This is a genomic window from Streptomyces lasalocidi (genome assembly GCF_005280215.1).
GTDB lineage: Bacteria > Actinomycetota > Actinomycetes > Streptomycetales > Streptomycetaceae > Streptomyces > Streptomyces longwoodensis.
Genome location: NZ_SZNQ01000001.1, coordinates 3,817,683 through 3,840,316, shown reverse-complemented (window position 1 = coordinate 3,840,316; position 22,634 = coordinate 3,817,683). Strand labels below are relative to the sequence as shown.

17 protein-coding genes are annotated in these 22,634 nt (G+C 72.2%); 4 read left to right on the top strand and 13 right to left on the bottom strand.

Annotated elements, in window-relative coordinates; translation table 11 throughout:
- Positions 1–86: 86 nt before the first annotated feature.
- The 9 genes from E4U91_RS17205 to E4U91_RS17165 all read right to left on the bottom strand — a co-directional run bounded on the left by E4U91_RS17205 (position 87) and on the right by E4U91_RS17165 (position 8,664).
- A complete protein-coding gene (locus E4U91_RS17205; protein ID WP_137307672.1) occupies positions 87–998 on the bottom strand; it encodes a bifunctional DNA primase/polymerase in 912 nt (303 codons plus the stop codon).
- Positions 995–2,098: a DNA cytosine methyltransferase gene (locus tag E4U91_RS17200; protein WP_137307671.1), complete on the bottom strand. Its 1,104-nt coding sequence runs from the start codon at positions 2,096–2,098 to the stop codon at positions 995–997. The genes E4U91_RS17205 and E4U91_RS17200 overlap by 4 nt, the downstream gene beginning before the upstream one ends.
- Positions 2,099–2,188: 90 nt before the next feature.
- Positions 2,189–2,500, bottom strand: a complete 312-nt coding sequence (locus E4U91_RS17195) for a hypothetical protein (protein WP_137307670.1) — start codon at positions 2,498–2,500, stop codon at positions 2,189–2,191.
- A 234-nt stretch (positions 2,501–2,734) separates the two neighbouring features.
- Positions 2,735–4,855: a hypothetical protein gene (locus tag E4U91_RS17190; RefSeq protein WP_137307669.1), complete on the bottom strand. Its 2,121-nt coding sequence runs from the start codon at positions 4,853–4,855 to the stop codon at positions 2,735–2,737.
- A gap of 2 nt (positions 4,856–4,857) precedes the next feature.
- The gene (locus tag E4U91_RS17185) at positions 4,858–6,459 is read right to left on the bottom strand and encodes a TrbL/VirB6 family protein (protein WP_137307668.1); all 1,602 of its coding nucleotides are present in this window, start codon (positions 6,457–6,459) and stop codon (positions 4,858–4,860) included.
- A gap of 75 nt (positions 6,460–6,534) precedes the next feature.
- Entirely contained in the window at positions 6,535–6,873 is a 339-nt protein-coding gene (locus E4U91_RS17180; protein ID WP_137307667.1) for an RRQRL motif-containing zinc-binding protein, read from the bottom strand.
- The gene (locus E4U91_RS17175) at positions 6,873–7,880 is read right to left on the bottom strand and encodes a DUF2637 domain-containing protein (RefSeq protein WP_137307666.1); all 1,008 of its coding nucleotides are present in this window, start codon (positions 7,878–7,880) and stop codon (positions 6,873–6,875) included. The genes E4U91_RS17180 and E4U91_RS17175 overlap by 1 nt, the downstream gene beginning before the upstream one ends.
- Positions 7,877–8,410: a hypothetical protein gene (locus E4U91_RS17170; protein ID WP_137307665.1), complete on the bottom strand. Its 534-nt coding sequence runs from the start codon at positions 8,408–8,410 to the stop codon at positions 7,877–7,879. The genes E4U91_RS17175 and E4U91_RS17170 overlap by 4 nt, the downstream gene beginning before the upstream one ends.
- Positions 8,407–8,664, bottom strand: a complete 258-nt coding sequence (locus E4U91_RS17165; RefSeq protein ID WP_137307664.1) for a DUF6284 family protein — start codon at positions 8,662–8,664, stop codon at positions 8,407–8,409. Before E4U91_RS17165 ends, E4U91_RS17170 begins: the two co-directional genes overlap by 4 nt.
- A 771-nt stretch (positions 8,665–9,435) precedes the next feature.
- Here E4U91_RS17165 and E4U91_RS17160 point away from each other — a divergent pair.
- Positions 9,436–10,443: an NsdA family TPR-like regulatory protein gene (locus E4U91_RS17160; protein WP_137307663.1), complete on the top strand. Its 1,008-nt coding sequence runs from the start codon at positions 9,436–9,438 to the stop codon at positions 10,441–10,443.
- Here the strand turns inward: E4U91_RS17160 and E4U91_RS17155 are convergent.
- From E4U91_RS17155 to E4U91_RS17145, 3 genes are all read right to left on the bottom strand, one after another.
- Positions 10,427–11,215, bottom strand: coding sequence for an NUDIX domain-containing protein (locus tag E4U91_RS17155; RefSeq protein WP_137307662.1), 789 nt, complete (start codon positions 11,213–11,215; stop codon positions 10,427–10,429). The genes E4U91_RS17160 and E4U91_RS17155 overlap by 17 nt on opposite strands.
- A gap of 128 nt (positions 11,216–11,343) precedes the next feature.
- A complete protein-coding gene (locus E4U91_RS17150) occupies positions 11,344–12,414 on the bottom strand; it encodes a hypothetical protein (protein ID WP_137307661.1) in 1,071 nt (356 codons plus the stop codon).
- Between the two features lie 885 nt (positions 12,415–13,299).
- A complete protein-coding gene (locus tag E4U91_RS17145; RefSeq protein ID WP_137307660.1) occupies positions 13,300–14,214 on the bottom strand; it encodes a bifunctional DNA primase/polymerase in 915 nt (304 codons plus the stop codon).
- A gap of 343 nt (positions 14,215–14,557) precedes the next feature.
- Between E4U91_RS17145 and E4U91_RS17140 the strand changes: the two genes are divergently transcribed.
- The 3 genes from E4U91_RS17140 (at position 14,558) to E4U91_RS17130 (ending at position 17,750) form a co-directional block, all read left to right on the top strand.
- Positions 14,558–14,872 carry a hypothetical protein gene (locus tag E4U91_RS17140; RefSeq protein ID WP_137307659.1) on the top strand — a complete coding sequence of 105 codons (315 nt, stop codon included), beginning with the start codon at positions 14,558–14,560 and terminating at the stop codon, positions 14,870–14,872.
- Positions 14,873–15,231: 359 nt separating this feature from the next.
- Positions 15,232–15,783 carry a SigE family RNA polymerase sigma factor gene (locus tag E4U91_RS17135; RefSeq protein WP_137307658.1) on the top strand — a complete coding sequence of 184 codons (552 nt, stop codon included), beginning with the start codon at positions 15,232–15,234 and terminating at the stop codon, positions 15,781–15,783.
- A gap of 320 nt (positions 15,784–16,103) precedes the next feature.
- The gene (locus E4U91_RS17130; protein ID WP_137310870.1) at positions 16,104–17,750 is read left to right on the top strand and encodes a long-chain fatty acid--CoA ligase; all 1,647 of its coding nucleotides are present in this window, start codon (positions 16,104–16,106) and stop codon (positions 17,748–17,750) included.
- A gap of 105 nt (positions 17,751–17,855) precedes the next feature.
- Here the strand turns inward: E4U91_RS17130 and E4U91_RS17125 are convergent, their stop codons facing one another.
- A complete protein-coding gene (locus tag E4U91_RS17125) occupies positions 17,856–22,622 on the bottom strand; it encodes a hybrid sensor histidine kinase/response regulator (protein ID WP_137307657.1) in 4,767 nt (1,588 codons plus the stop codon).
- Positions 22,623–22,634: the final 12 nt, after the last annotated feature.

Below are 22,634 nucleotides of genomic sequence, written 5' to 3'. Positions count from 1 at the left end.
GCCCGTTGCGTCCATGGGCTGCGGAGCGGCTAGCGGGCGGGTGGTCCGGTCTGTGGGGCAATCCAGGCGGGGGGAGCGGGGGCCGGTCATGAGGCTGTCCGCCGCGGTGTGGCGTGGGCGATGACCCAGTCCATGGCGCTGCGGATGGTGGTGCGGCACTCGGCCGGCGGCAGGCCCGTCGACTCCCCCGCCACCTGGATTGCTTCCTCCACCACGTGCCGGGGGATGTCACCCCACGCGACGAACCGGCCCACCTTGCAGGCGCTGCGGTGCAGGGTGCTGTTGCGTCCGCCGTCGGTCGCGGAGGCGATGACGGCGCACTCGCGCTCCAGCGCCACGCGCGCGGCCCGCGTGCCGTCGTGCACCCGCACGGGCGCCGGGGCGGCCCTGTCCGGTTCGGTGAGCAACGCGGTGAGCCAGTCGGGCAGTTCGGATACGGGCGCGTCGTGGGCGACCTCGTACGTGCCGTCGGGGGTGGTGCTGCCGGGGGCGACGACGTAGCCGCCCCAGGCGCGGGTGTCGATGTGCGGTCCGAGCCGGTCCACGCTGCACTTCAACCTGACCCCGGCTGGGGCGGTGAAGTAGAGGTGTTCACCGCGCGCGGTCCGCACCCGGTAGGTGTCGGGGAGCGCCTGCCCGGCGCGCTCGCAGAGCGCTTGCAGGGAAGTGGCGCCGTCAGGCGCTCCTTTCGGCTCTTCCGCCTTGGCCGGGTCCAGGTCGATGACGAGCAGCCCGGCGGGGCCGGTCGCAATTCCGACGTTGTAGGGCCGGTTGGCCCACGCTGCCCGGATCAGGTCCGGGTCGGTGGTGGCACGCTCCTCGGGGGTGCGGTGTCCGCCGGCGCATCGGCCGGTGCCGGGGCAGACGCGTTCGGCGTGCCCGGCCGGGCGCTTGCTGCCGGGGTGGAGCGGGATGACGGGCCAGCCGCGTTCGGCCGCCCAGAGGGCGGACGCAAGCAGCGGCAGGCACTCCAGGGATGCGCTCGGGAGGACAGTCATGCGGCCACCTCCAGTGCGGGCCTGGCCGACGTGATGCCGAGCAGCAGGCCGTAGGCGTGGTGGGCCTGGCGGGGCACGACGCCGTTGCCGAGGATCTTCAGTTGTTCCTTGCGGGGGGTGCCGGGGACGGCGGTGACCCATCCTTCGGGCAGGCCCATCATCCACTCGGTGAACAGCGGGGACAGGCGGCGGTTGCCGCGGGTGCCGGGTTCGGTCGGGCACGGCGCCGGTCGCCCGGTGATGTGCTCCCACCGGCGGATGGCGGGGCCGAAGTCGGTGCCGTCGCTCGCCACCCACCGTTCGTCCAGCGCCACAGGCCCGGACGGCGTGGTGTCGACGCCGGCGAGGAGGTTCACGGCCACCTCGTTGAGCGGGCGGGCGTTGCGCTCCAGCAGGTTCGATGCGCCGGACTTCCAGTCCCGCGCGGCCGGGGTGGGCAGCAGGCTCACGACTCCGGAGGGGCCGGGAGTTTCGTGACGGCGGTGCGCAGGTTCATCCCGCCCTTGCGCTTCGGGGAGGTGCCGGGGCCGCCAGTGCCGTCCGAGCTGGTGGGGGTCGGCATCAGCGGGATGGGCAACTGCGAACCAGCGGTCGCGTTCGTGCGGGGCGCCGGTTTCGGGGTCACAAGCGCGTACGCATGTCCACCGGAGGTCATACCCGATCGCGGCCAGGTCCGCGGCGACGACGTCCAGCCCCCGCGAGCGGAGCGCCGCCACGTTCTCCAGGAAGACGAGGCGCGGTCGAACGACGCCCACAGCTTGAGCGACGTTCTTCCAGACCCGCGACCACTGCCCATTGATCCCGTCCCTTCGTCCAGCGTTGGAGGTGTTGCGGCAGGGGAAACCGGCGCCGACCACGTCCGGCCGGAACACGTCCCGGACGCGGTCCCAGTCGACGGCGCGGATGTCCCCCAGGTTGGGCACCCCGGGGTGCCGGTGGGCGAACACGGTCGCGGCGTACGGGTCGTTCTCGGCGAAGGCGGCGACCTGGCCGCCGATGCGCGCGCGGATCGCGGCCTCCAAGCCGCCGTAGCCGGCGCACAGGGCGACGATCGTCGGCGGCGAGCCGGGCACTCGCCCGATGGTGGTGGGTTGCGTCATGCTGGGGTATCTCCAGTTCCTTCATCGGTTCTGATTGGCAAGGGCGGCCCCGGACTCATTGGCGTGAAGCGGGGGCCGCCCTTGGCGTTGCTAGGTGTGCTTGGTGCGGGCGAGCTTGAGGGTGATGCCGCCGATGCCGAGGGGTCCGGCGGCGCCCGCGATGACGGTGGCGGTGTGGGCTGCGGCGTCGAGCAGCAGGCACAGGCAGGCGACCAGTCCCCAGCCGCCGGCCACGACCGCTCCGGCGATCGCGAACGGGACCAGGACGCGGTGCCAGGGCATGCCGGCCGGGCGAGCGTCGTGGACGACGATGACGACGGGCTGCCCGGTGGCCTGTGCGCGGCGGTAGGCGTCGGCGGGTATGTGCGGGGCGATGTTCCCCGGGTCGGTGCGGTGGTCCATTACGGGGCTCCTCGGGTGAGCCGCGGGCCCGCACCATGAGGTGGTGCGGGCCCGCTCGGATGGGTGGGGTGTGCTTGTCGCGTGGCTTGTCGTCTTTCTTGTCGCGTGCTTGTCGTGCGGCTTGCCGCTTGTCTTGTCTTGTCGCTTGTCGCCTTGCAGGTCACAAGCCGTTTCCGGGCCTCTGGGAGCCGGTGGGCGGCACGTGTTCTGGCGGGGGCGACAAGCGACAAGTGATCAGTCCTCGGGGGGCTGTTCGGGGGCGTGCTGGCGGTGGACGTAGCGGGCTTTGGTGCCCTCTCCGATGCGGACGGCGGTGCCGTCCTTGACCCAGTCCCGCAGCCATCCCACGACCGTCTGACGGGACGTTCCGTGCTCAGCGGAGAGCCCGCGGGCGATAGCGGACGCCCCCGTGCCCTGCGGGCCGGCCGCGAGCAGCAGCGCCAGCGCCGCCTGCTGGGCGGGACTGTCCTGCTCGCCCCGCAGCGCCGACAGATCCAGCCCGCCCGCGGCCGGCGGCTTGACGCTCCGCTCGGGCGCCGGGGGTTCGGGTGCGGTGCCGAACTCCGCGTCGATCTGCTCGCGGAAGCGACGCAGCATCTCGTCTTCCGGCGAGCCCGGGGCCTCCTTCGCGCTGAGGGCGGACAGCCGCAGGCCCGTTCCGACCGTGCCCGTGCCGGTACTCGTGGTGGCGGTGGCGGCCTGCTCGCGCATCCAGGCGGTGCGCTCGGTGTCCCAGCGGCGGGCGTAGGCGGGGCCCGCCGCCTTCGCAGAGATGTCGTCCAGGACGGGGTGCCGGTCGGAGGTGGCGGCGATGATCTCGCGGATCTGGTTGGGCAGGATGCGCCAGGCTTTGAACAGCGCGGCCGGCGACTCGGGGGTGCCCATGAACCCGGCGCCCTTGTGCGGGGCCTGCTCGACGCGCAGTCCGCGCGAGCCGGGGAACATCTTGGACAGGTCCATGCCCTCGGTCTCTCCGCCGGTCAGGGCGACGCGGACCTTGGCTTCCCGCCGGATCATGAGGTTGCTCAGCACGCTCCCCGTCGCGCCGAGGGCGGTCAGGACGGTGCGGATGCCCATGGCGCGGGCGATCCGAATGACCTCCAGAATCTTCTCCCCGAGCTTGCGCACCTGCCGGTCGGGGCTGGCCAGGATCTCCGCGCCCTCATCGATGACCAGCATGATCTGCGGGATCTTCGCACTGATGGGCAGCAGGTCCGTGTTCGCGCGGGCCAAGACGTCCTGGTAGCCCATCTTGCGCTGCTTGGCGACCTTGACCGCCGTGTCCAGCATGGTCATGGCCTCGTCGTACGTCCCGGCGAGCCAGTCGATACCCGGCCGGACCGCCTTGCCGTCCGGGGCGTTGATCTCGCCGTTGAGGGCGGGCAGCACCCACGGCAGGCCGGCCGATCCTGCGTTGAGGTCGATGACCCAGGTCAGAATGTCGTCGGCGCGGGCGAACCCGGCGAGGATCGAGTGGACCATGTTGGTCTTGCCCGATCCGGTGGGGCCGACGATGAGCGCGCACTGCTCGCGCAGGTAGGCGAGGATCTGTTCCGCGTTCGTGCGGTAGCCCCACGGGATGCCCGTGTGCACCGAGAGCGGCCCGTAGTCGGCGGGGTAGGTGCGCTCCTGCTCCAGCACGTTGACGGTGGTCACGTCGATGATGACGCGGCCCTGGTGGATGCCGGGGGATGCGGTGGCGGTGCAGCCGTGTGGCAGGCGGGCGTCCGCGGACAGCCGCGCCGACTCCGCGGCAATCTTGTTCCAGGTGGCGCCGCCGGGCGGCAGCTCGGCGTCGATGGAGTAGCCGGCGCCGGTCGCCCACTGCTCGACGCCGACCACGCGCACGGAGATGGAGCAGACCCGCTGGATGCGGTCGATCCACTCCGCGGCGATCGCGCGCCGCTCGGCGGACAGCTCCCGTGCGATGGCCCGCTGTTCGGCCGCGGTGGCCTCCTCCTCGCGGGCCTCCTCGAACAGCGCCGCGGAGCGGGCGGCGGCGCCGATGCCGACGCCGACGGTGGCGAGGGAGCCGAGGGCGGCCCAGGTGAGGGGGCCGTGGGTCATCGCCCAGGTGGTCCAGCCGGCGCCGACCAGCCAGGACGCCGCGTGGGTGGCCAGGGTGCGGCCGGCGTTGCGCACGCGCAGCCCGATCACGGTGTGGCCGAGGGCGCCGGCGGCGCCGACGGCCAGGGCCCAGCCGGGCGGCATGTGGGTGGCGGCGCCGGTGGTGGCGACGGCGAAGGCTCCGGTGGTGGCGGACAGGGCGCCGGTCACGGGTCCGTGACCGGCGCTCCAGTCCAGCACCGGGCCACTGCTCGCCTGCTTCTTGGCAGCGGTAGTGGTGGTGGCCATGGTCAGACGTTCCAGCCCTTCTCGGCTTCGGTGCCGTTGCGGGGGTCCTCGTGGCGGGCGATGTCCTGGGCGTGGACCTGCCGGAACAGCGGTCCCAGGTCCTCCGCGACGGCGACGGCGCTGCGCAGGGCGCCGTAGATGTCGTTGAAGCCGCCGGCGACTTCCTTCTCCAGCGGGAACTCCGAGTCGGAGCGCTCGGCGAGGATCTTCATCACGGCCGCGATCGATTCGAGGGCGCCCGGCAGTCCCTCGACCATGCGGAGGATCTCCATGCAGCCGTCCGGCTCGTAGCTGTTGGCGGCGGCCAGCATGTCGATGGCGTGGTCCTCGAACTGGAACCCGGAAACGAGGGGCATGTGCTCTCCTTCATGCAGCTCAGGCGTGCTGGTGGTGGGGACCGTGGCCGCGGGCCGCTCGACGCCGTCCGCGATGCCGTCCGTGCCGTCCTGCTCGGCCGCCGCGTCGGCGGCGGCCTCCTGCTCGCGCAGGGCCTCGCGGGTGGCTTCGTCGCGCGTGGCGCGCTGCTCGGCCGCCGTCGCGACCAGGCGCCGGAACAGCCGGCGTCCGGGGTGGATGAGCCAGGGGATGTTGAGCTTGCGGCCGATCGGGCTGGTGATCAGCCCGAGCAGACCGGCGGGCAGGGCGAGGAGGCCGGTGAGCAGGCGCCGGCCGTGGAAGCGGGCTGCGGACCTGCGCAATGCCTGCCGTGCCGCCCGCCGGGCCGGCGCCTTACGGACCGCGGCGCGCTTGGCCGCGACCGTGCCCGCGGTCTTGGTGTCCCGCTGGGCACGGTTCTTGGTGACCGCCGCATCCCGCGCGGCACGGGCCTTCCGCACGGCACCACCGAGCAGTCGCCCGCCCAGACCGCCGCGGCGGTTGGCACGCTTGGTGAGCCCGGCGCCCGCGCCGTTGGTGGTGCGGGCCTTGGCGTTACGGCGGGCGTCCGCGACCGCGCGGCGGGCCGCCGTGGTCTGCTCCCGCCGGCCGGCCCGCGAGCCGGCCGCGGCCTGCTGAGCGGACCGGCGCAGAGCCTTGATCTGCCCCAGCTTGCCCGCGGCGCCGGCCGCGTGCTTGGTCATGCCCTTGCCGCTGTTGCGGCGGTTCTTGCTGGCCGTGCCGTGTGCGGCGCTGCCCTGGCGGGCGGTCGTACCGGACGGGCGGCGGTGCTGGCCGGGGCCGTTGCCCGACTTCCCACCAGAACGACCAGCCGAAGACCGACCGCGGTTGCTGCTGCCGGCAGCGCCCGCGCCACCGCGGCGCAGGCTCGCGCTGCGGGCGGCGGATCGGCCGGCGATGCGGGCGGCGGTGCTGCGGGCTTCCTTGCGGGGGTTGGTCTTGCGGCTACGGGTGCCGGCCACGGTGCCCAGGACGACGGCGCCGGTCGCGGCCACCATGGCAGCGATCGGGCCGCCGGTCAGAGCGGCGGTGGCGACCATGCCCACGGTGCTGTTCGCGCCGGTCAAGGCGAGCGGGACGACCGGCCAGCCGCCGGGCGTGTGCTCCACACCCGTCTCGGCCGGCGCCTGCTCGACCGCCGCGGGGGCCGGTGGCGGGGGCGGTGCGGGGGCCGGGATGGCTACCGGCTCGGTGTTGAGTTCCGTCATGCTGTGAGCACTCCTTGGGGAGTAGGGCCCGGCCAGGGCTGTAGGAGGCGATCTGGCCGGGCCTGCCAACAGGGCTTATGCGGCGCGCTGTTCGCCAGGGAAGGCACACGGGGTGCACATGCCGAGCGTGGGCGGGATGACGTAGCCGGCGTCGCGCCGGCACTCGGGGCAGATCCGCCGCGCGGCGTTGGCCTTGGCCAGCGCCGCACGCTTGGCGGGGGTCATGGGCCGGACAGGCTTGGCCTGCTCGATGAGGTAGAGGTAGGCAACTAGAGGTTCACGCCGTCGGCGGGGGCGTTCGAGCTGCGCGGCCACGTCCTGTCCACCGGGCCGTAAGCCCAGCGCGCGCAGCTGGCGGCGCGTGGCCAACCCGTCGGGGGCGAGCCGCCACCGGTAGGTGGGAAGCGTGGCCATCAGGTACTCGCGATGGCCAGTTGGGCACCGCCGGCGCCCGGGTCGCGGTGTTCGGCGTAGCGGGCGGACACCCACCCCACCGACCAGCCGCACAGCTCCGCAGCCGAACGCACGGACAGCTCCGCGCCGAACGCGGCGGCCACGATCCGGCGGGCGTCGTCCTCGGGAAGCTTGCCGTTGGCCGGGCCGCGCGCGAGCAGGGCAGCGCGTTCACGCTCGGCCCGCTCCTCGCGCTCCTGGTGCTCACGGCGTTCACGCGCTTCCCGCTCAGCCTGCTCGCGGGCACGGCGTGCAGCGGCTTCCCGCTCGACCCGCTCACGCTCCTGTTCACGCTGTTCACGCTCGCGTTCACGGCGTTCACGCTCGGCCCGCTCCGCAGCCTCCGCACGCTCCCGCGCTTCCCGCTCCTCGCGCCGCCGGCGTTCCTCCTGCTCCGCCTGCTCGCGGGCAAGGGCGGCTTCGTGTTCACGCCGTTCACGCTCCAACTGCGCGGCGTGCTCACGCTCCTCCCGGGCCTCTGCCCGGGCCTGCGCCGCCTGCTCGCGGGCCGCCTGCTCGCGCCGCTCCTGCTCCGCCCGCTGCGCGGCTTCCAGCCCAGCCACCGCGCGGGCAATGGCCCGCCGGTAGGCAAGGCTGGTCTCCGCGGTGACGATCAGCAGCAGCGGCGCCACCGCGTGCACGGCCACGCCGACCAGGTCTTTCTTCAATGCGGAGTCGGCGGTGTTCAGGGCGAGCGTCATCAGCCCGGTCATCCACCGCAGCACGACGGGCCAGCGTCCGCCGTGGCCGCCGAGGCGGGCCAGCACGTCATCGAGCTTGACCACGATGACCACCGCGGCGTCCACCACCAAGGGCAGGATCGGCGCCGTCCAGTCCCACTCCTCAGCGGTGTGTGCCGCCATGAGCGGCGTCACGGTGAGGATGGAGTAGAGCATCGCCCCGCACACGATCAGCCACGTGCCGGACGACAGGGCGCGCTCTGCTGAACGCGTCTGAACGCTGTTCACGCCGCGCCCTCCACCGGCTCCGGGGCCGGCATGACCGCCCGCCGGAACCCCTTGCAGCCGGCGTCGTAGATGAACGCCGCCACACACCACTTGGACGCCGACGCCGGACGCCCATCGGAGGGCACCCATGGGGTGCCGGCGGGCACCCCGTGCGCGGCCGTGTCCGCGAACGCGTCCTCACGGCAGGCGTAGACGGTATGCGGCTCGCCGTAGTGCATCAGCACCGCCAACATGCCGCCCTCCACTCGCCCGCGCTGCAACTCCTCGCGCTGCCGGCGCAGTTCGATGTCCTTCAACAGCAACTCCTGCTGCGCCGCGGACAGCTCCGCCACCGCGCCAGCCAGCAGAGCACCTACTTCGGAGGTGGTGGCCTCCGCCCGCTCCGCGCGGTCGGTGACGGCGTACAGCTCCCGCACGTGCCGTCCCCACGCGGCATCCGCCTGCGCCTGAACGTCCCGCGCACGGTCGCGCGCCTGGTCGGCTTCCTGCTCCAGCCGGGCCATGCGGCCGGCGGTGACGAGGCGGATCACGCCGCCTCCCCGCAGCCGGCACGGTTGGCCAGCACCACGCGCGTGGCCAGGGCCTTGCGGCGGGCCCGGCGGGTCCGACGGGCGTCCAGCTCTGCCGGCCGGGTCTCCAGCGCGGCAATCGCCGCGTCGATCAAGTCGACGTCCGCCAGGATCGCGGGCATCTCCAACTCGATCGCGTCCAACTGCGCGTCCGTCGGCTCCATCCACGGAGCAAACGCGGTAACAGCTTCCTGAACAGTGACGATGTGGTCCATTGGGTCGTGTTCCTCTCACGGTGGAACGGCCCGAACAGCGGTCCCGGGTCTAGCCACCCGGGGCCGCGCGCCGTTGAAGTCGGAACATCCGGCTCCCCTCAGCGCTGCTCGTACGAGACGAGCAGCGGAGGCAACCGACCGCCGCAACCAGCACGGCGGAAAGGCTGGGTCCGAAGCGGCGCAGATGCCGCGGAAGGTTCTGCGCATTTCGAATCACGCAATGCCAGTCACCGCCCCGACGGGGGCGGATCCGGGCGAGTCACCCGGCCCGACATGGGCGGTCGGGATGGTGACCCGCACCCATCGACCGCATGTGTTCATGCGGCTGGGTCGGCACTCTGTTGAGTTCTCCACAGCGCGTCCTCCGGGCCGTGCATCCGGGCGCTGCCTCGCACTCCGCGATTCCAGAACCAGGCCGAATCTGGTGCGCACCAGTAGAGTGCATCTGGTGCGCACCAGTGTCAAGGTGGTTCGCTGGTTCGGGTGGCGGTCGGACCGCCGCGGTGCATCTCCAGGAGAGCTCTTGAGGCTGGGCTACCGGTAGCCAACAGCGGTTAACTTCCGGCCTGTTAACCCCTTTTGACCTGCGGCAACGTGCGTCATGCTGACAAGGTGGTGCGAGGGGAACCAACGCCGGGAGGTGGGCCCGTGAGTGCGGGACTTCGGAGAGCGCGGACTGCGCGAGGGTGGTCGCAGGAACGACTGGTTCGCGAGATCGAGCAGTTCGCCCGACGGAACCTCACGGACGTTGCGTCAATAGCGAGTCTTCGGGTGTACGTGTCCGAGTGGGAGAACGGCAAGCGCACCATCTCCGACCGTTACGCGCGCATCCTGCGTCAGCTTCTCGGCGTCACGGACGGGGAGCTGAGGGACTCCGACCCGGCGCCCGGGGCCCCGACCGCCGATGGCTACGACGACCTACTGAGCCGGATCGATTCGGCCAGCAGCGTCAGCGAGTCCATGGTGAAGATGTTCAACGACCAGACCGAGCTGCTGCGGACCATGGACCGCCAGAGAGGCGCCGCGGCCCTGGTCGATCAGATGTCCGGTCACCTGTCCGCCCTCGAAGACGCGCTCAACTTCGCCGTGTTGCCGGCCGCCCGTCGACCCGTGGCCCTCGCGCTCGCGGGTGCCTCAACTCTCGCGGCGTGGCAGGCAATCGACTCGGGTGCCGTGGAGCGAGCGTGGCGGCACTACGAACTTGCCAAGCGCGCGGCACGCGACGCTGAGGAGCCTATGTATCTTGCCCATGCCATGGGCGAGCAGGCGTACGTACTCTGCGAAGCGGGACGCCCGGCGCTCGCCGTCGACCTCGTGCGGGACGCTCAGCGCACTGTTGGACAAGCCGGTTCCGCGCGGCTCCGAGCATGGTTGTATGCAGCGGAAGCCGAGATGTGCGCGCACGCCGATATGCCGGACGACTGTCGGCGTGCGCTGGACGCGGCCATGGCTGTCATCCCGCCGGGCCCCGAGGATCGGGACCCGGACATGCTGAGCATCTTCCTGAACAGCGCGCATCTCGCCCGGTGGCAGGGCAACGTGCTCGCGCTGCTCGGGGAGGAGTCGGCAGTTACCAGTCTTTACGGCGCGCTTGAGGTGATGGACCCGACCTTCGTACGCGCCCGCGGTGGGCTGCACGCCGACCTTGCCCAGGCGCACCTGACGCGAGCGGAGTACGACGACGCCCGTACGCACCTGCGTCAGGCTCGACTGTTGGCGAGCCGGACAGGTTCGGTCCGGCAGCGCCGCCGCGTCGATATGCTCACTGCGCGGTTGTGAGTCCCTGCGTGCGCCGGGCCGCCAGGATGTGCAGGAGCGCGACCAGGGTGCCCGAGCCCATCAGCTCACCGCGGGCCATGAGCCCGGGGATGTCCGCTAGCGGTACCCACTCGATGTGGCCGGCCTCTTCCAAGTCGGTCGGCTCGCCGACCTTCTCGGCGCCGTACCCTACGAAGATCTCGTGTGGTGAGTCGACCATGCCGACCATGGGCTGATAGCTGACGACACGTTCCAGCGACTTGGGCCGCCAGCCCGTCTCTTCGACGGTCTCCCGTAGGGCCGCATCCACCGGTTCCTCCCCCTGGTCGATGATGCCGCCGGGGAGCTCCCAGCCGAATTGCTGCGGAACGAAGCGGTACCGCCACACCATCAGCACGCGGTCTTGATCATCAATGACGGCCGTGACCGCCACGTGGTGGAGCCTCACGACGTGGTGTTCGAACCGCTCCACCCCTGGGGGCTCCACGTCCCAGAGCTGGAGTTTGACCCATCGGTTGTCGTACACGTCGCGCTCGCCGTGGATACGCCAGGGTTCCAGCCCTTCCGGACGCTGAACGCTCACCGCGCCCGGCACCCGGTACGAACTCCGTCCCCGCACCTCCAACTGTCCTTCGGAGACGAGACGGGCGAGAACCTGCCGCAAAGCCGTCCGGCCGATGCCAAGTTCTTCCACGAGTGTGCGTTCTGAGGGCAGCTTGTCACCGGGCACGTACTCACCTGCCGCGAGTCGCGCGCGCAGCGTCTCGTAGATCTTGGTCGTCTTCGGTCCCATTCGCGGAGCACTCTCCGTTCTGACGTGGTGCGTACCAGAGTAGCGGGCCACGGTGGGACTACATCGAGCCTCGGCATGCGAAGGCCGGCGCTCATTAAGCGTCCACGCCGTCGTGTGCGGTCGAATGGTCACGCCGAGGCAGGATCATCTGCTCGTACTGAGACGAGATCTGCCAGTTCGTTACTTCCACGCAGTCGCAGTTTTTCGGCGTAGTCCAAGGCGTTTTCGCGAGGAATACCCTGGATGATCGTATCGGTGAATCTGTTGTCGAATTTTTCTGCCAGTCGCTCGACCACCACTTCTAGGTGATCGCAGTCCCACTTGCAGATGCCTTTTAGGACCTTGTCTCGTGCGCGAGTGTCATTTCGGTCAAAGTAAGTGATTACTTCGTAGACTCGATGCGGTTTACGTTTCGCGCCAGCTAGAGTCAAAAGCCAGTTTTCGTCCGTACTTAGTCTGGCCGTTTTTAAATCTTCCAGTACCCCGGCCAGGTATATGGGGGCGAGGGTGCGGGCCACGTCCCCCAAAAAAGTCCAAGCGTGACGCTCCAGCCCTTCACGCCTGAGACCTGCGACTATGGCGGGTGTAGCTTGCGCTCCGTGCTCTAGTGCGGCATGCCAGATTAGTTTTCCTGCAGTCAGATCGTTTCTTGTTGGCCTAATAGGCTGCCCATGGTCCAGGTCGCTCGGCTCTGGAAAAGCAGAGTCAAGCGCCTTGACCGTTTGAACGACCGATGCCGGGTCTTCCGTTGCTGCTCTGCGGATGAATTCGGAGAAATCCATCTTAGCCTTGAGCATTGGTCGAATCACGTCGACCAGCCAGGTGGCGGGCGGTGACTTATGGTTGCGCTCCACAATCTCCAGCACGTCAAACATCTGGGCGCGTCGGAAGGGTTCTAGGTTCCAGGAAGTGGAATCTTTTATTCCGGTTTCGAGGGGTGGTGGTGCGGAGATCTGGGCCGCAACAAGCTCACGCCATTTTGATTGCTCAATCTCATCCGGTGGTAGTGGGATTCCGTGAGTATGCGCGTATTCCGCAAAGGCATTGACTAAAGACATCACTTGCGCCAGAGTAGGCGCGCTTTTTCCGGAGAGTTTGTCTTGGATCGTGCTTCGGCCCATAGGGCTGCCTTTATCCCGCAGGCCGATAATCTGTGTTATCTCACGGATGCTTGGTTGGCCGGCTCGTACTCGCAGCATGCGGAGCCTGCTAGCCAGGTCCATGATCCCCCCTCTGTCGGTGTCCACCAGTGTCCGGTGCCGTCCGGGAACGTCCGGCCACGGACAAGAAACCCTAGGTGAACAGGCGTCGCTCTGTCTGGGTTTTGCCGAACATAACCGACGGCTTTGACTCCTTGAAACCGGACAGGTTGTCTCACTTCGGACAGAGAGCTTGGCGCACCGGTAGCCCGGGAGACGGCCTCGCAGCTCACACGGTTGGCACAACGTGGAGGGGTAAGTTCGATGGAGGTTGATAATTCCAGTGTTCGAGAGCGGGATGAGGGTATTCCTCGTCGCACTGAGCTACTAGTGCCTGTGATCACAGCCACGGCGAGCTTGATCGGGGCGCTTGCCGCGCTGATCACAGCACTCCGCGGTTGAAGCGGATCGGTTCGGCTTCGAGTGTGGTCGGGCTTGTGGGGGTGGGCGTAGGGTGGCTGACCCACCTAGTGCGTAAGAGCAGTCAAAGGGTAGGGAAGCGCGGACTGTAAATCTGCCGGCTATGCCTGCCAGGTTCAAACCTGGCGGGCGGCGCCACTGGCAGAGCACGGATTTACGGACCGTACGACAGCTCCCGCGCGGCTTCCATCCGTGCGTAAGCGGGAGTCCTGCGGCACTCTGCGGCCATCCTCTGGCCAGCAGGAGCTGAACGATGCGGCTCGGAGTGCCTAAGACGCAGGTCAACGCGCATTTTGACGTACGGATCCGGTCGGTCTTGAAAACCGTCGTGGCAGCGATGTCACCGTGGGTTCAAATCCCACACCCACCGCATCCCCGAGAGCCCCTGGCCAGCACCACCGGTCAGGGGCTCTCGGCATCCCCCTCCCCGTGGTCGCCCCTCGGGGCCGGCACCCGCCCCGTTCCTCACCCCACCCCCCGCCGCCCCGTCATCCGCGCCGCCGAGGCCACCGTCGAGCGGGCCTCCCTCGGGGTGAGGCCCGTGTGGACGGCTGCCTGGATCAGGGGCTCGGACAGGGTCGGGCCGATGCCGTTCTCGTAGGCGCGGCAGGCTGCCCAGAAGAGGCGGGTGTTGCGCTGGCCCGCGTGGGCCGCGAGGACGAAGTGGATCAGGCCGTGGCCGTGGGTGTCCTCGGCGGACGGGGCGGTCGCCGTCGGGCGGGGCGGTGGGAGCAGGAGGTGCAGCAGGGCGCGCGGGCAGGGCGCCGGGGGCAGGTGGGCCGTGCCCGGGGCGGTGGCGTAGACGCCGTGGTCCGTGCGGGAGCCGGGGCCGACCAGGTAGCCGCCGGCGCCGCGGACGTCGATGCCGGGGGCCAGCCGGCTCGCGGAGTTGGGGATCGCCACGTCCGGCGGTCCCGTCAGCCACAGGTGGCGGCCGCCCGACGGCGTCACGACCACGACCGTCGGCGGGATGGTGAACAGGTGCCGCAGCGCCAGTTCGCGCAGGGCCGCCGAGGAGTCCGTGCCCGTCTTGGTGTCCAGGTCGATGCCGACGAGGTGGTGGGGCGGCAGGCCGCAGGCGATGCCGTAGCCGGTCGCCCAGGGCGCGGCGGCGAACATCTCCCGCACGCGTGCCGGGTCGGCGGACGCGTCGTACACCCCGTGGCCGAGGCGCCCGCACTCGCCGCGGCAGGGCGGCCCCGCCTGTGGTTCCGGGGTGTCGCGGTGCGGTGAGCGCAGGGCCGGGAGCTTGGTGCGGGACAGGGGGATGACCGCCAGGCCGCGTTCGGCGGCCGACAGTGCGTGGGCGAGGGCCAGCGTCGTGGCCTGCCGGGGGTGCCCGGGGTGCCGGGCGCGGGCGTACCGGTCGGTGGTGGCCATGGATCGAGTTTCGTACACACGTTCGAAAAAGGGAAGGGGGAGTGCGGGCGACGCGCCGGTGTGCGGGGAAACGGCCGAACATGTGGCGGAACGCTTCCTCTCTTGTTCCGTGCGGGCTCCGGGCGCGTCCGACGCGCCCGGAGTGCAGCGCGATGCCCGGAAGAGTGGCAGTGGAGGTTTATCGACTTGTCCTCACGCTTGCGTGCGAATCACGCCGTTCGGGATGGTTCGCCGGGGACGCGCTGGGCAACTCTGGACTCGCGACGTCGTCAAGGCGCCGGGGCGGTCGGCCAACTGCCCTGGTCAGACCCGTACTTGAGTCCGTGAGTTCTGGAGGAACACCATGGCAAGCATCCGTACCGCCCGCGTCATCGCCGCCGTCTCCGCCCTCCCGCTCGCCGCCGCGCTCTTCACCGGCATCGCGGCGGCGGACAACGGCGGCTTCGCGGACGACGGATCGAACGCGGGTGTCGCGAGCATCGTCGGCAGCGGTGTCGGGCACAACAACAACGGCAACTCGTCCACGTCCCAGCAGAACGCCGTCGGGTCCGGCGCCTCCAACCAGAGCAACACCGCGCAGGTCGACGGTTCCGCGTTCACGGCCATCAACCAGGGCAACAGCAGCGTCGGGGTGACCTTCTTCCCGCTCTTCCTGTGATCCGGCGCGCGGGGCCGGACCCTTCCCCGGCCCCGCGCGTCCCGGCGGGACGGTGTGCTTCGGGGTAGCAGTCACAGAGTCCGCGCGGCGGTGCTTCGGCGCCGCCGCGCGGACGTCTTCGTGGCAGACGGACTCCGCGCGGACGTCGTAGGGGCAGAAGTACCGCCGGGCCGTGCCCGGGGCGCCGTCACCGCCGTGCGCTCCGGAGGGCCGGCCCCCAGGGGTGAACCCGTACTGCCCCCCGCCCGCCCGTCCACCTACAGGAGGTGGAGACGGCACCACCCCTACAACCTGAGGGGGACTCCCCTTCTGGACCTGCGGCCGATCCGCGCGAGCCGCTGCGCTCCTAGCGTGGAGCCATGACCACACCCGTCTGCACCAGCGCCTCGCACGGCATGACGAGACCGTCGGCGTACCCGTCGTTCTCGTCGTACGTCCGCGCCCGTCAGCCGGTGCTGCTGCGCACCGCGCGGTCGCTGACCGCGAACCCCAGCGACGCGGAGGACCTGCTCCAGACCGCGCTCGCCAAGACGTACGTCGCCTGGGAGCGCATCGAGGACCACCGGGCGCTCGACGGCTACGTCCGCCGGGCCCTGCTGAACACCCGCACCTCCCAGTGGCGCAAGCGCAAGGTGGACGAGTTCGCCGTCGACGAGCTGCCCGAGCCGGAGCCCGCCCCGGGCGGCGACGACCCGGCAGAGCGACAGGCGCTGCACGACGCGATGTGGCGCGCCATCCTCAAGCTCCCGGCCCGGCAACGCGCGATGGTGGTCCTCAGGTACTACGAGGACCTCAGCGAGGCCCAGACGGCCGAGGTGCTCGGCGTCTCGGTCGGCACGGTGAAGTCGGCGGTCTCCCGCGCGCTCGGCAAGCTCCGCGAGGACCCCGAGCTGACCGTGGCCCGCGCCTGACAGGAGCAGCGCGGACCGGAACCCTGACGGAGCAGCCCTGGCAGAAGCGGCCCCGACAGGAGCAGGCCAGACGGGCACCCCGACAGGCACCCCGGGAGCCCCGACAGGCACCCCGACAGGCACCCCGGGAACCCCGACAGACACCCTGAGAGGCGCCCCGAGCCCCACCCGGATCGCCCCGCCACCTGCGGGGTGTGCCGTACCGTGACTTGATCGATCGGCGGCACCTAGTGACATACCGCGCGGTATGTGCGCAGAATCAGCGCATCCGTTACCACCGCGTAGGCAATGTCGCCCGGGAGGACGCCGTGCTGAGCACCATGCAGGACGTACCGCTGCTGATCTCGAGGATCCTGACCCACGGGTCGACGGTCCACGGCACCTCACAGGTGACCACCTGGACCGGCGAGGGCGGCCCGCAGCGCCGCACCTACGCCGAGATCGGCTCCCGAGCCGCCCAGCTGGCGCACGCCCTGCGCGAGGACCTCGGCGTCCGCGACGACGACCGCGTGGCCACCCTGATGTGGAACAACGCCGAGCACGTCGAGGCGTACTTCGCGATCCCGTCCATGGGCGCCGTCCTGCACACCCTGAACCTGCGGCTGCCCGCCGAGCAGCTGGTCTGGATCGTCCAGCACGCAGCCGACCGCGTGATCGTCGCCAACGGCTCCCTGCTCCCCCTGCTGGCCCCGCTGCTCCCGCACCTGAAGACGGTCGAGCACGTGGTCGTCTCCGGCCCCGGCGACCGCTCCCTCCTCGCGGACGCCACCGCCCAGGTCCACGAGTACGAGGACCTCATCGCCGGGAAGCCCGAGCACTACGACTGGCCCGAGCTGGACGAACGCCGGGCCGCCGCCATGTGCTACACCTCCGGCACCACCGGCGACCCCAAGGGCGTGGTCTACAGCCACCGTTCCATCTACCTGCACTCCATGCAGGTCAACATGACCCAGTCGATGGGCCTCACCGACCGGGACACCTCCCTGATCGTGGTGCCGCAGTTCCACGTCAACGCCTGGGGCCTGCCGCACGCCACCTTCATGACCGGCGTCAACATGCTGATGCCGGACCGCTTCCTGCAGCCCGTCCCGCTCGCCGAGATGATCGAGGGCGAGAAGCCGACCCACGCCGCCGCCGTCCCCACCATCTGGCAGGGCCTGCTCGGCGAGCTGACCGCCCGGCCGCGGGACGTCTCCTCCCTCACCCAGGTCACCATCGGCGGCTCCGCCTGTCCGCCCTCCCTGATGGAGGCCTTCGACGAGCTGGGCATGCGCGTCTGCCACGCCTGGGGCATGACCGAGACCTCCCCGCTCGGCACGGTCGCCCGCCCGCCGGCCCACGCGGTCGGCACCGACGAGGAGTTCGCCTACCGCCTCACCCAGGGCCGCTTCCCCACCGGCGTCGAGGCCCGCCTCACCGGCCCCGGCGGCGAACGCCTCCCCTGGGACGGCGAGGCGGCGGGCGAGCTGGAGGTGCGCGGCCCCTGGATCGCCGGCGCCTACTACAACGGCCCCGACGCCGAACCCCTGCGCCCCGCCGACAAGTTCAGCGAGGACGGCTGGCTGAAGACCGGCGACGTCGGCACCATCTCCCCCGACGGCTTCCTCACCCTCACCGACCGCGCCAAGGACGTCATCAAGTCCGGCGGCGAGTGGATCTCCTCCGTCGAGCTGGAGAACGCCCTGATGTCCCACCCGGACGTCACCGAGGCCGCCGTGGTCGCCGTCCCCGACGACAAGTGGGGCGAGCGGCCGCTGGCCACCGTCGTGCTCAAGGAGGGCTCCACCGCCGACTTCACGTCGCTGCGCGCCTTCCTCGCCGAGGAGGGCCACATCGCCAGGTGGCAGCTCCCGGAGCGCTGGACGATCATCGAGTCCGTGCCGAAGACCAGCGTCGGCAAGTTCGACAAGAAGGTGCTGCGCCGGCAGTACGCGCAGGGCGAGCTGGACGTGACGCAGCTCGGCTGACCGCCGTGGGGCGGCGGACCCGCGAGCACGACGACAGACCTGAGGGGCAGTCCCCGGTGCGGACCGGGCGCTGCCCCTCAGGGGTCGGGCCGTGCGGCCGGTCGGCTAGTTGGTGCCGATGCGCGACAGCAGGTCCACGATCCGGCCCTGCACCTCCGCGCTCGTCGAACGCTCGGCCAGGAACAGCACCGTCTCGCCGGACGCGAGCCGCGGCAGGTCGGCCGGGTCCACGGCGGCCGTGTAGACGACCAGCGGGGTGCGGTTGAGCTGCCCGTTCGCGCGCAGCCAGTCCACGATCCCGGCCCGCCGCCGGTGCACCTGCATCAGGTCCATCACCACGAGGTTCGGCCGGAACTGCCCCGCCAGCGTCACCGCGTCGTTGTCGGACGCGGCCCGTGCGACCTGCATCCCGCGCCGCTCCAGCGTCGCCGTCAGCGCCAGCGCGATCTCCGCGTGCTCCTCGATGAGCAGCACGCGCGGCGGGTGCTGCTCGCTGTCGCGCGGTGCCAGCGCCTTCAACAGGACGGCGGGGTCGGCGCCGTACGCCGCCTCGCGCGTCGCCTGGCCGAGTCCGGCCGTCACCATCACCGGCACCTCGGCGGCCACCGCGGCCTGGCGCAGCGCCTGGAGCGCGGTCCGGGTGATCGGCCCGGTCAGCGGGTCGACGAACAGCGCGGCGGGGAAGGCCGCGATCTGCGCGTCCACCTCCTCGCGCGAGTGCACGATGACCGGCCGGTACCCGCGGTCGCTCAGCGCCTGCTGGGTGCTGACGTCCGGCGCCGGCCACACCAGCAGCCGCCGTGGGTTGTCCAGCGGCTCCGGCGGCAGTTCGTCGTCCATCGGCTGCGGGCGCGGGGTGTCCGCCACCTCGACGGCCCCACCGGGACCGTCCAGCGGCTCCGGCCCCTCGGCGGCGTTCTCGTCCGGCGCCCCTATGGCGTACGACCGCCCCGCACCCTCGGTGCCGGGCGCGGCGAGCCGCGACTGACCGGCCAGGGAGGGGTGCGCGGGCTGGGGTGCCTGGGGTGACGGCGGCGTGGGTGCCGGGGAGGCAGGGGGGCCCTGCGGGGCGGGAGCCGAGGCGGGGGCCGTCGGTACGGGGCCCGGGCCCTGCTCGCCGGGCACGCCGGTGGCGCCGTTCGCGCCGTTCGGGTGCTGGCGGGCGGCCGGGTCCGGGGGCGTACCCAGCTTGCGGCGCCGCCCGGAGCCGCCCGGGGCGTGCGGGGGCGGGGTCGCCGTGGCGGACGGCCCGGACTGCTGCACCTGCACGGCCTGCCGCGTGAACGGCACGCCCTGCCCCAGCGTTCGCACGCTGATCGCCCGGCCCTGCGTGGAGTTCGGGTCGACCGGCGCACCGGCCTCCGCGGGCAACGGCTGCGCGGCCCGCGCCGCCGCGGCACCCGCGGCCTCGGGCGGCAACGGCGTACCCGCCGCCGGCGTCCCCACCTGAGCACCGGGCACCCCCTCGGCGGGCAGCGGCTGGGCGGGGGCGGGGGCGGGGGCAGGCGTCGGCGAGGCGGGCACCGGGACGGGCGCCTGCGGCTGGACCTGCGCGGGGACCTGGCCCTGCGGAGGTACGGGGGCTACGGGCTGCCCCGGCACCACGGGCTGCGCCGCCGGGACCGGCTGTCCGGGTACTACGGGCTGACCCGGCACGGCCGGTTGTCCCGGTACGACGGGCTGACCAGGCACGACGGGCTGCCCGGTGGCGACGGGCTGCGCACCCGGCGCCGGAACCGCGGCGCCCTGCGGCGGGACGACGGCACCCGGCCGGCCGGGAACCGCGCCCTGTTGGGCGGGAAGCTGCACCGCACCGGGGGCACCGGGGACCTGGCCCGGAGCCTGCACGGCTGCCTGAACCTGAGCCTGCACGGGTGCCGGTGCCTGCGCTTGCGCCTGCGCGGGAACCTGCTGCGGCACCTGGACCGGGGCCGCCGGAGCCGGCCCGGCGGCGGGGTTCGCCTGCCCCGGGGCCTCCGCGCCCGCCTCGGCGGGCGGGGCGGCGACAGCCCGGCGGCGGCGTCCGGTCGGCGCGGTGGTGGGGTGCGGCTGGGGCGGGGTGTGGTCGTCGGCCTGGTCGTGCGGGACGGCGTCGTGACGACCGTGGTCCGCGGCGGCGTCGGCGGGGCCGGCCGGCTGCCCCGGGAGCGGCACCGCGACGGGAACGCCCTGGCCGGGAACCTGCGGCGGGACGCCCACCGGCGCACCGGCGACCTGAGGCTGACCCGGCACCGGCACCGGCACCTGCCCGGGCAGCGCACCGGGAACCGGCACCCCCGGCAGAGGAGTGCCGGGAAGCGGAAGCACACCGGGCACCTGCACGGCACTCCCCGGCACGGGCGCACCGGCGACGGGTCCGGGCGCCCCGGCCGCAACGCCACCGGGCACCGACACGTCGACGGCCTCGGCCGTCTCCCCTTCCGCACGGTCCGCGTCCGCGGGCGGCAGGGCGAACACCGCGCGCGGCCCCGCCTCCTGCGCGGCGGCGCGCTCCTGGGCGGCGGCGAGGGCACGCCGCCGGCGCCCGGTCGGCTGGGCGGCCTCGCCCGCCGTACCGGCCTCGCCCGGCTCGCCGTCCTGCGGTCCTGCGACGGCGGGCAGCGCGGGCGGCAGCGCGTGCTGCTCCTGCCCCGGCCCGCCCTGCGGCGCCTGCTCCACCGCGCGGCGCGCGCGCCGCCCCGAGGGCGCGCCCGGCACGGGCACCCCCTGCGGCGGAACAGTGCCGCCGAGCCCCGTACCCGCGGCAGCGGTCCCCGCGGCGTGCTCCGCGGCGGTGCGCACGGCACCCTCGGACACCTCGGCACCCGGGACGCCCGTACCCGCCGGACCGACGGGAAGCGCGCCGACGACGCCGGGCGCGTCCGCGCCGCCGGCGTCACCGGCCGGCCGTCCGCGCCGGCGCCCGGGCCCACCCGGTCCACCCTCCGCGGCCGCGTCGGCCTCCGGCGGGAGGGCCGCGGCCGGCTCGTCGGCGGCCGGGCCGCGCCGGCGACGGCGCCCGGTCGGCACCCCGGCCTCCGGCTCGGCGGCAGCGGCCACGTCGCTGTCCAGGAAGGCGTCCACGGAGGACCGCCGGGCCCGCCGGTGACCGCCGGGGCCGTGGCCGGCAGGGTCGGCGTGGGTGTCGTCGGCCGGGTGGGCGTCACCGGACGCGGGCTGGGCGGCGGCGAGTTCGAGGGGGGCCGGGACGGGGGGAGCGGGCACGGCACCGGCGCCGCCGCCGAGCGGCACCTCCAGCACGTACGCGCTGCCGCTCATCCCGGGCACCTCGTGGGTCTGCAGCACGCCGCCGTGGGCGCGCACGATCCCGCGCACGATCGGCTCGTGCACCGGGTCGCCGCCGGCGTACGGCCCGCGCACCTCGATGCGGACGACCTCGCCGCGCTGCGCGGCCGCGACCACCACGGTGTTGTCCATGTAACCGCCCGCGGACACGGGCGCGTTGCCGGTGGCGTCGACGCCCGCGACGTCGGCGACGAGGTGCGCGAGCGCGGTGGCGAGGAGGGGCGCGTCGACCTCGGCCTCGATGGGCGGCGCGTGCACCGCGAACTGCACGCGGCCCGGCCCGATGAGCTCCACGGCGCCGTCGACACCGGCGGCGACGACGGCGTCCAGCATCACCTTCGTACGGGTGATCGCCTGCTCGCCGGTGTCCAGCCGCTGGTAGCCGAGCACGTTGTCGATGAGGGTGGTGATGCGGGAGTAGCCGGCCGAGAGGTGGTGCAGGACCTGGTTGGCCTCGGGCCACAGCTGGCCCGCGTCGTCGGCGGCGAGCGCGGCCAGCTCGCGGCGCAGCTCGTCGAGGGGGCCGCGCAGGGACTGCCCGAGGAGGGTGAGGAGCTGGTCGTGGCGCGCGGCCAGGGCCTCGTAGCGGTCCTTCTCGCGCTCGCCGAGGGCGGCGTAGCGCTCCTCGCCGGCGGCCAGTTCCTCCTCGTGCCGCTCGCGCAGCTCCTCCAGCTCGGTGACGTGCTGCTGGCGCAGCGCGGTGAGGTCGGAGGCGTGCTCCTCGGAGAGCCGTTCCAGCTGCTCGGCGTGCCGCTTCTCGACGTCGGCCTTCTCGGCGGCGAGGGAGTCGAAGGGCCGGCGGTCGGCGAACGTCATGACGGCGCCCACGAGCTGGTCGCCGTCGCGCACCGGTGCGGTGGTGAGGTCGACGGGCACCCGGTCGCCGTTCTTGGCGAACAGCACCTGCCCGCGCACCCGGTGCTTGCGCCCGGAGCGCAGGGTGTCGGCCAGCGGCGACTCGTCGTACGGGAACGGCGAGCCGTCGGGACGCGAGTGCAGCACGAGGGTGTGCAGCTCCTTGCCGCCGAGGTCGCTGGCCCGGTACCCGAGGATCTGCGCGGCGGCCGGGTTGACCAGCACGATCCGCCCGTCGGTGTCCGTGCCGACGACGCCCTCCGAGGCGGCCCGCAGGATCATCTCGGTCTGCCGCTGCGAGCGGGCGAGTTCCGCCTCCGTGTCCACGGTCCCGGTGAGGTCCCGCACGACCAGCATCAGCAGCTCGTCGCCGCTGTAGCCGTAGCCGTCGTAGGCCTGCTGCCCGTTCTCGAGGTTGGCGCTGGTGACCTCGACGGGGAACTCGGTGCCGTCGGTCCGGCGGGCGATCATCCGGGTCGGCTTGGTCCGCCCGCGCGGATCCATGTGGTCGGGCCGCCGCATCGAGCCCGGGATCAGCTTGGAGTCGAACTCCGGCAGCAGGTCGAGCAGCCCGCGCCCGACGAGCGCGGTGCCCGGCGTCTCGAAGGCCTCCAGGGCGATGGTGTTGGCGTTGACGACGGTTCCGTTGGCGTTGACCAGGACCAACGCGTCGGGAAGCGCGTCGAGTATGGCTGCGAGGCGAGCAGCGCCTCGGGATGGCCTGCTGCTCACGAGACGCTTCCT

Coding starts and splice junctions, on each gene's coding strand:
- E4U91_RS17205 (WP_137307672.1), bottom strand. CDS start 998: ATGACTGTCCTCCCGAGCGCATCCCTGGAGTGCCTGCCGCTGCTTGCG.
- E4U91_RS17200 (WP_137307671.1), bottom strand. CDS start 2,098: ATGACGCAACCCACCACCATCGGGCGAGTGCCCGGCTCGCCGCCGACG.
- E4U91_RS17195 (WP_137307670.1), bottom strand. CDS start 2,500: ATGGACCACCGCACCGACCCGGGGAACATCGCCCCGCACATACCCGCC.
- E4U91_RS17190 (WP_137307669.1), bottom strand. CDS start 4,855: ATGGCCACCACCACTACCGCTGCCAAGAAGCAGGCGAGCAGTGGCCCG.
- E4U91_RS17185 (WP_137307668.1), bottom strand. CDS start 6,459: ATGACGGAACTCAACACCGAGCCGGTAGCCATCCCGGCCCCCGCACCG.
- E4U91_RS17180 (WP_137307667.1), bottom strand. CDS start 6,873: ATGGCCACGCTTCCCACCTACCGGTGGCGGCTCGCCCCCGACGGGTTG.
- E4U91_RS17165 (WP_137307664.1), bottom strand. CDS start 8,664: ATGGACCACATCGTCACTGTTCAGGAAGCTGTTACCGCGTTTGCTCCG.
- E4U91_RS17155 (WP_137307662.1), bottom strand. CDS start 11,215: ATGGGACCGAAGACGACCAAGATCTACGAGACGCTGCGCGCGCGACTC.
- E4U91_RS17150 (WP_137307661.1), bottom strand. CDS start 12,414: ATGCTGCGAGTACGAGCCGGCCAACCAAGCATCCGTGAGATAACACAG.
- E4U91_RS17145 (WP_137307660.1), bottom strand. CDS start 14,214: ATGGCCACCACCGACCGGTACGCCCGCGCCCGGCACCCCGGGCACCCC.
- E4U91_RS17140 (WP_137307659.1), top strand. CDS start 14,558: ATGGCAAGCATCCGTACCGCCCGCGTCATCGCCGCCGTCTCCGCCCTC.
- E4U91_RS17135 (WP_137307658.1), top strand. CDS start 15,232: ATGACCACACCCGTCTGCACCAGCGCCTCGCACGGCATGACGAGACCG.
- E4U91_RS17130 (WP_137310870.1), top strand. CDS start 16,104: ATGCAGGACGTACCGCTGCTGATCTCGAGGATCCTGACCCACGGGTCG.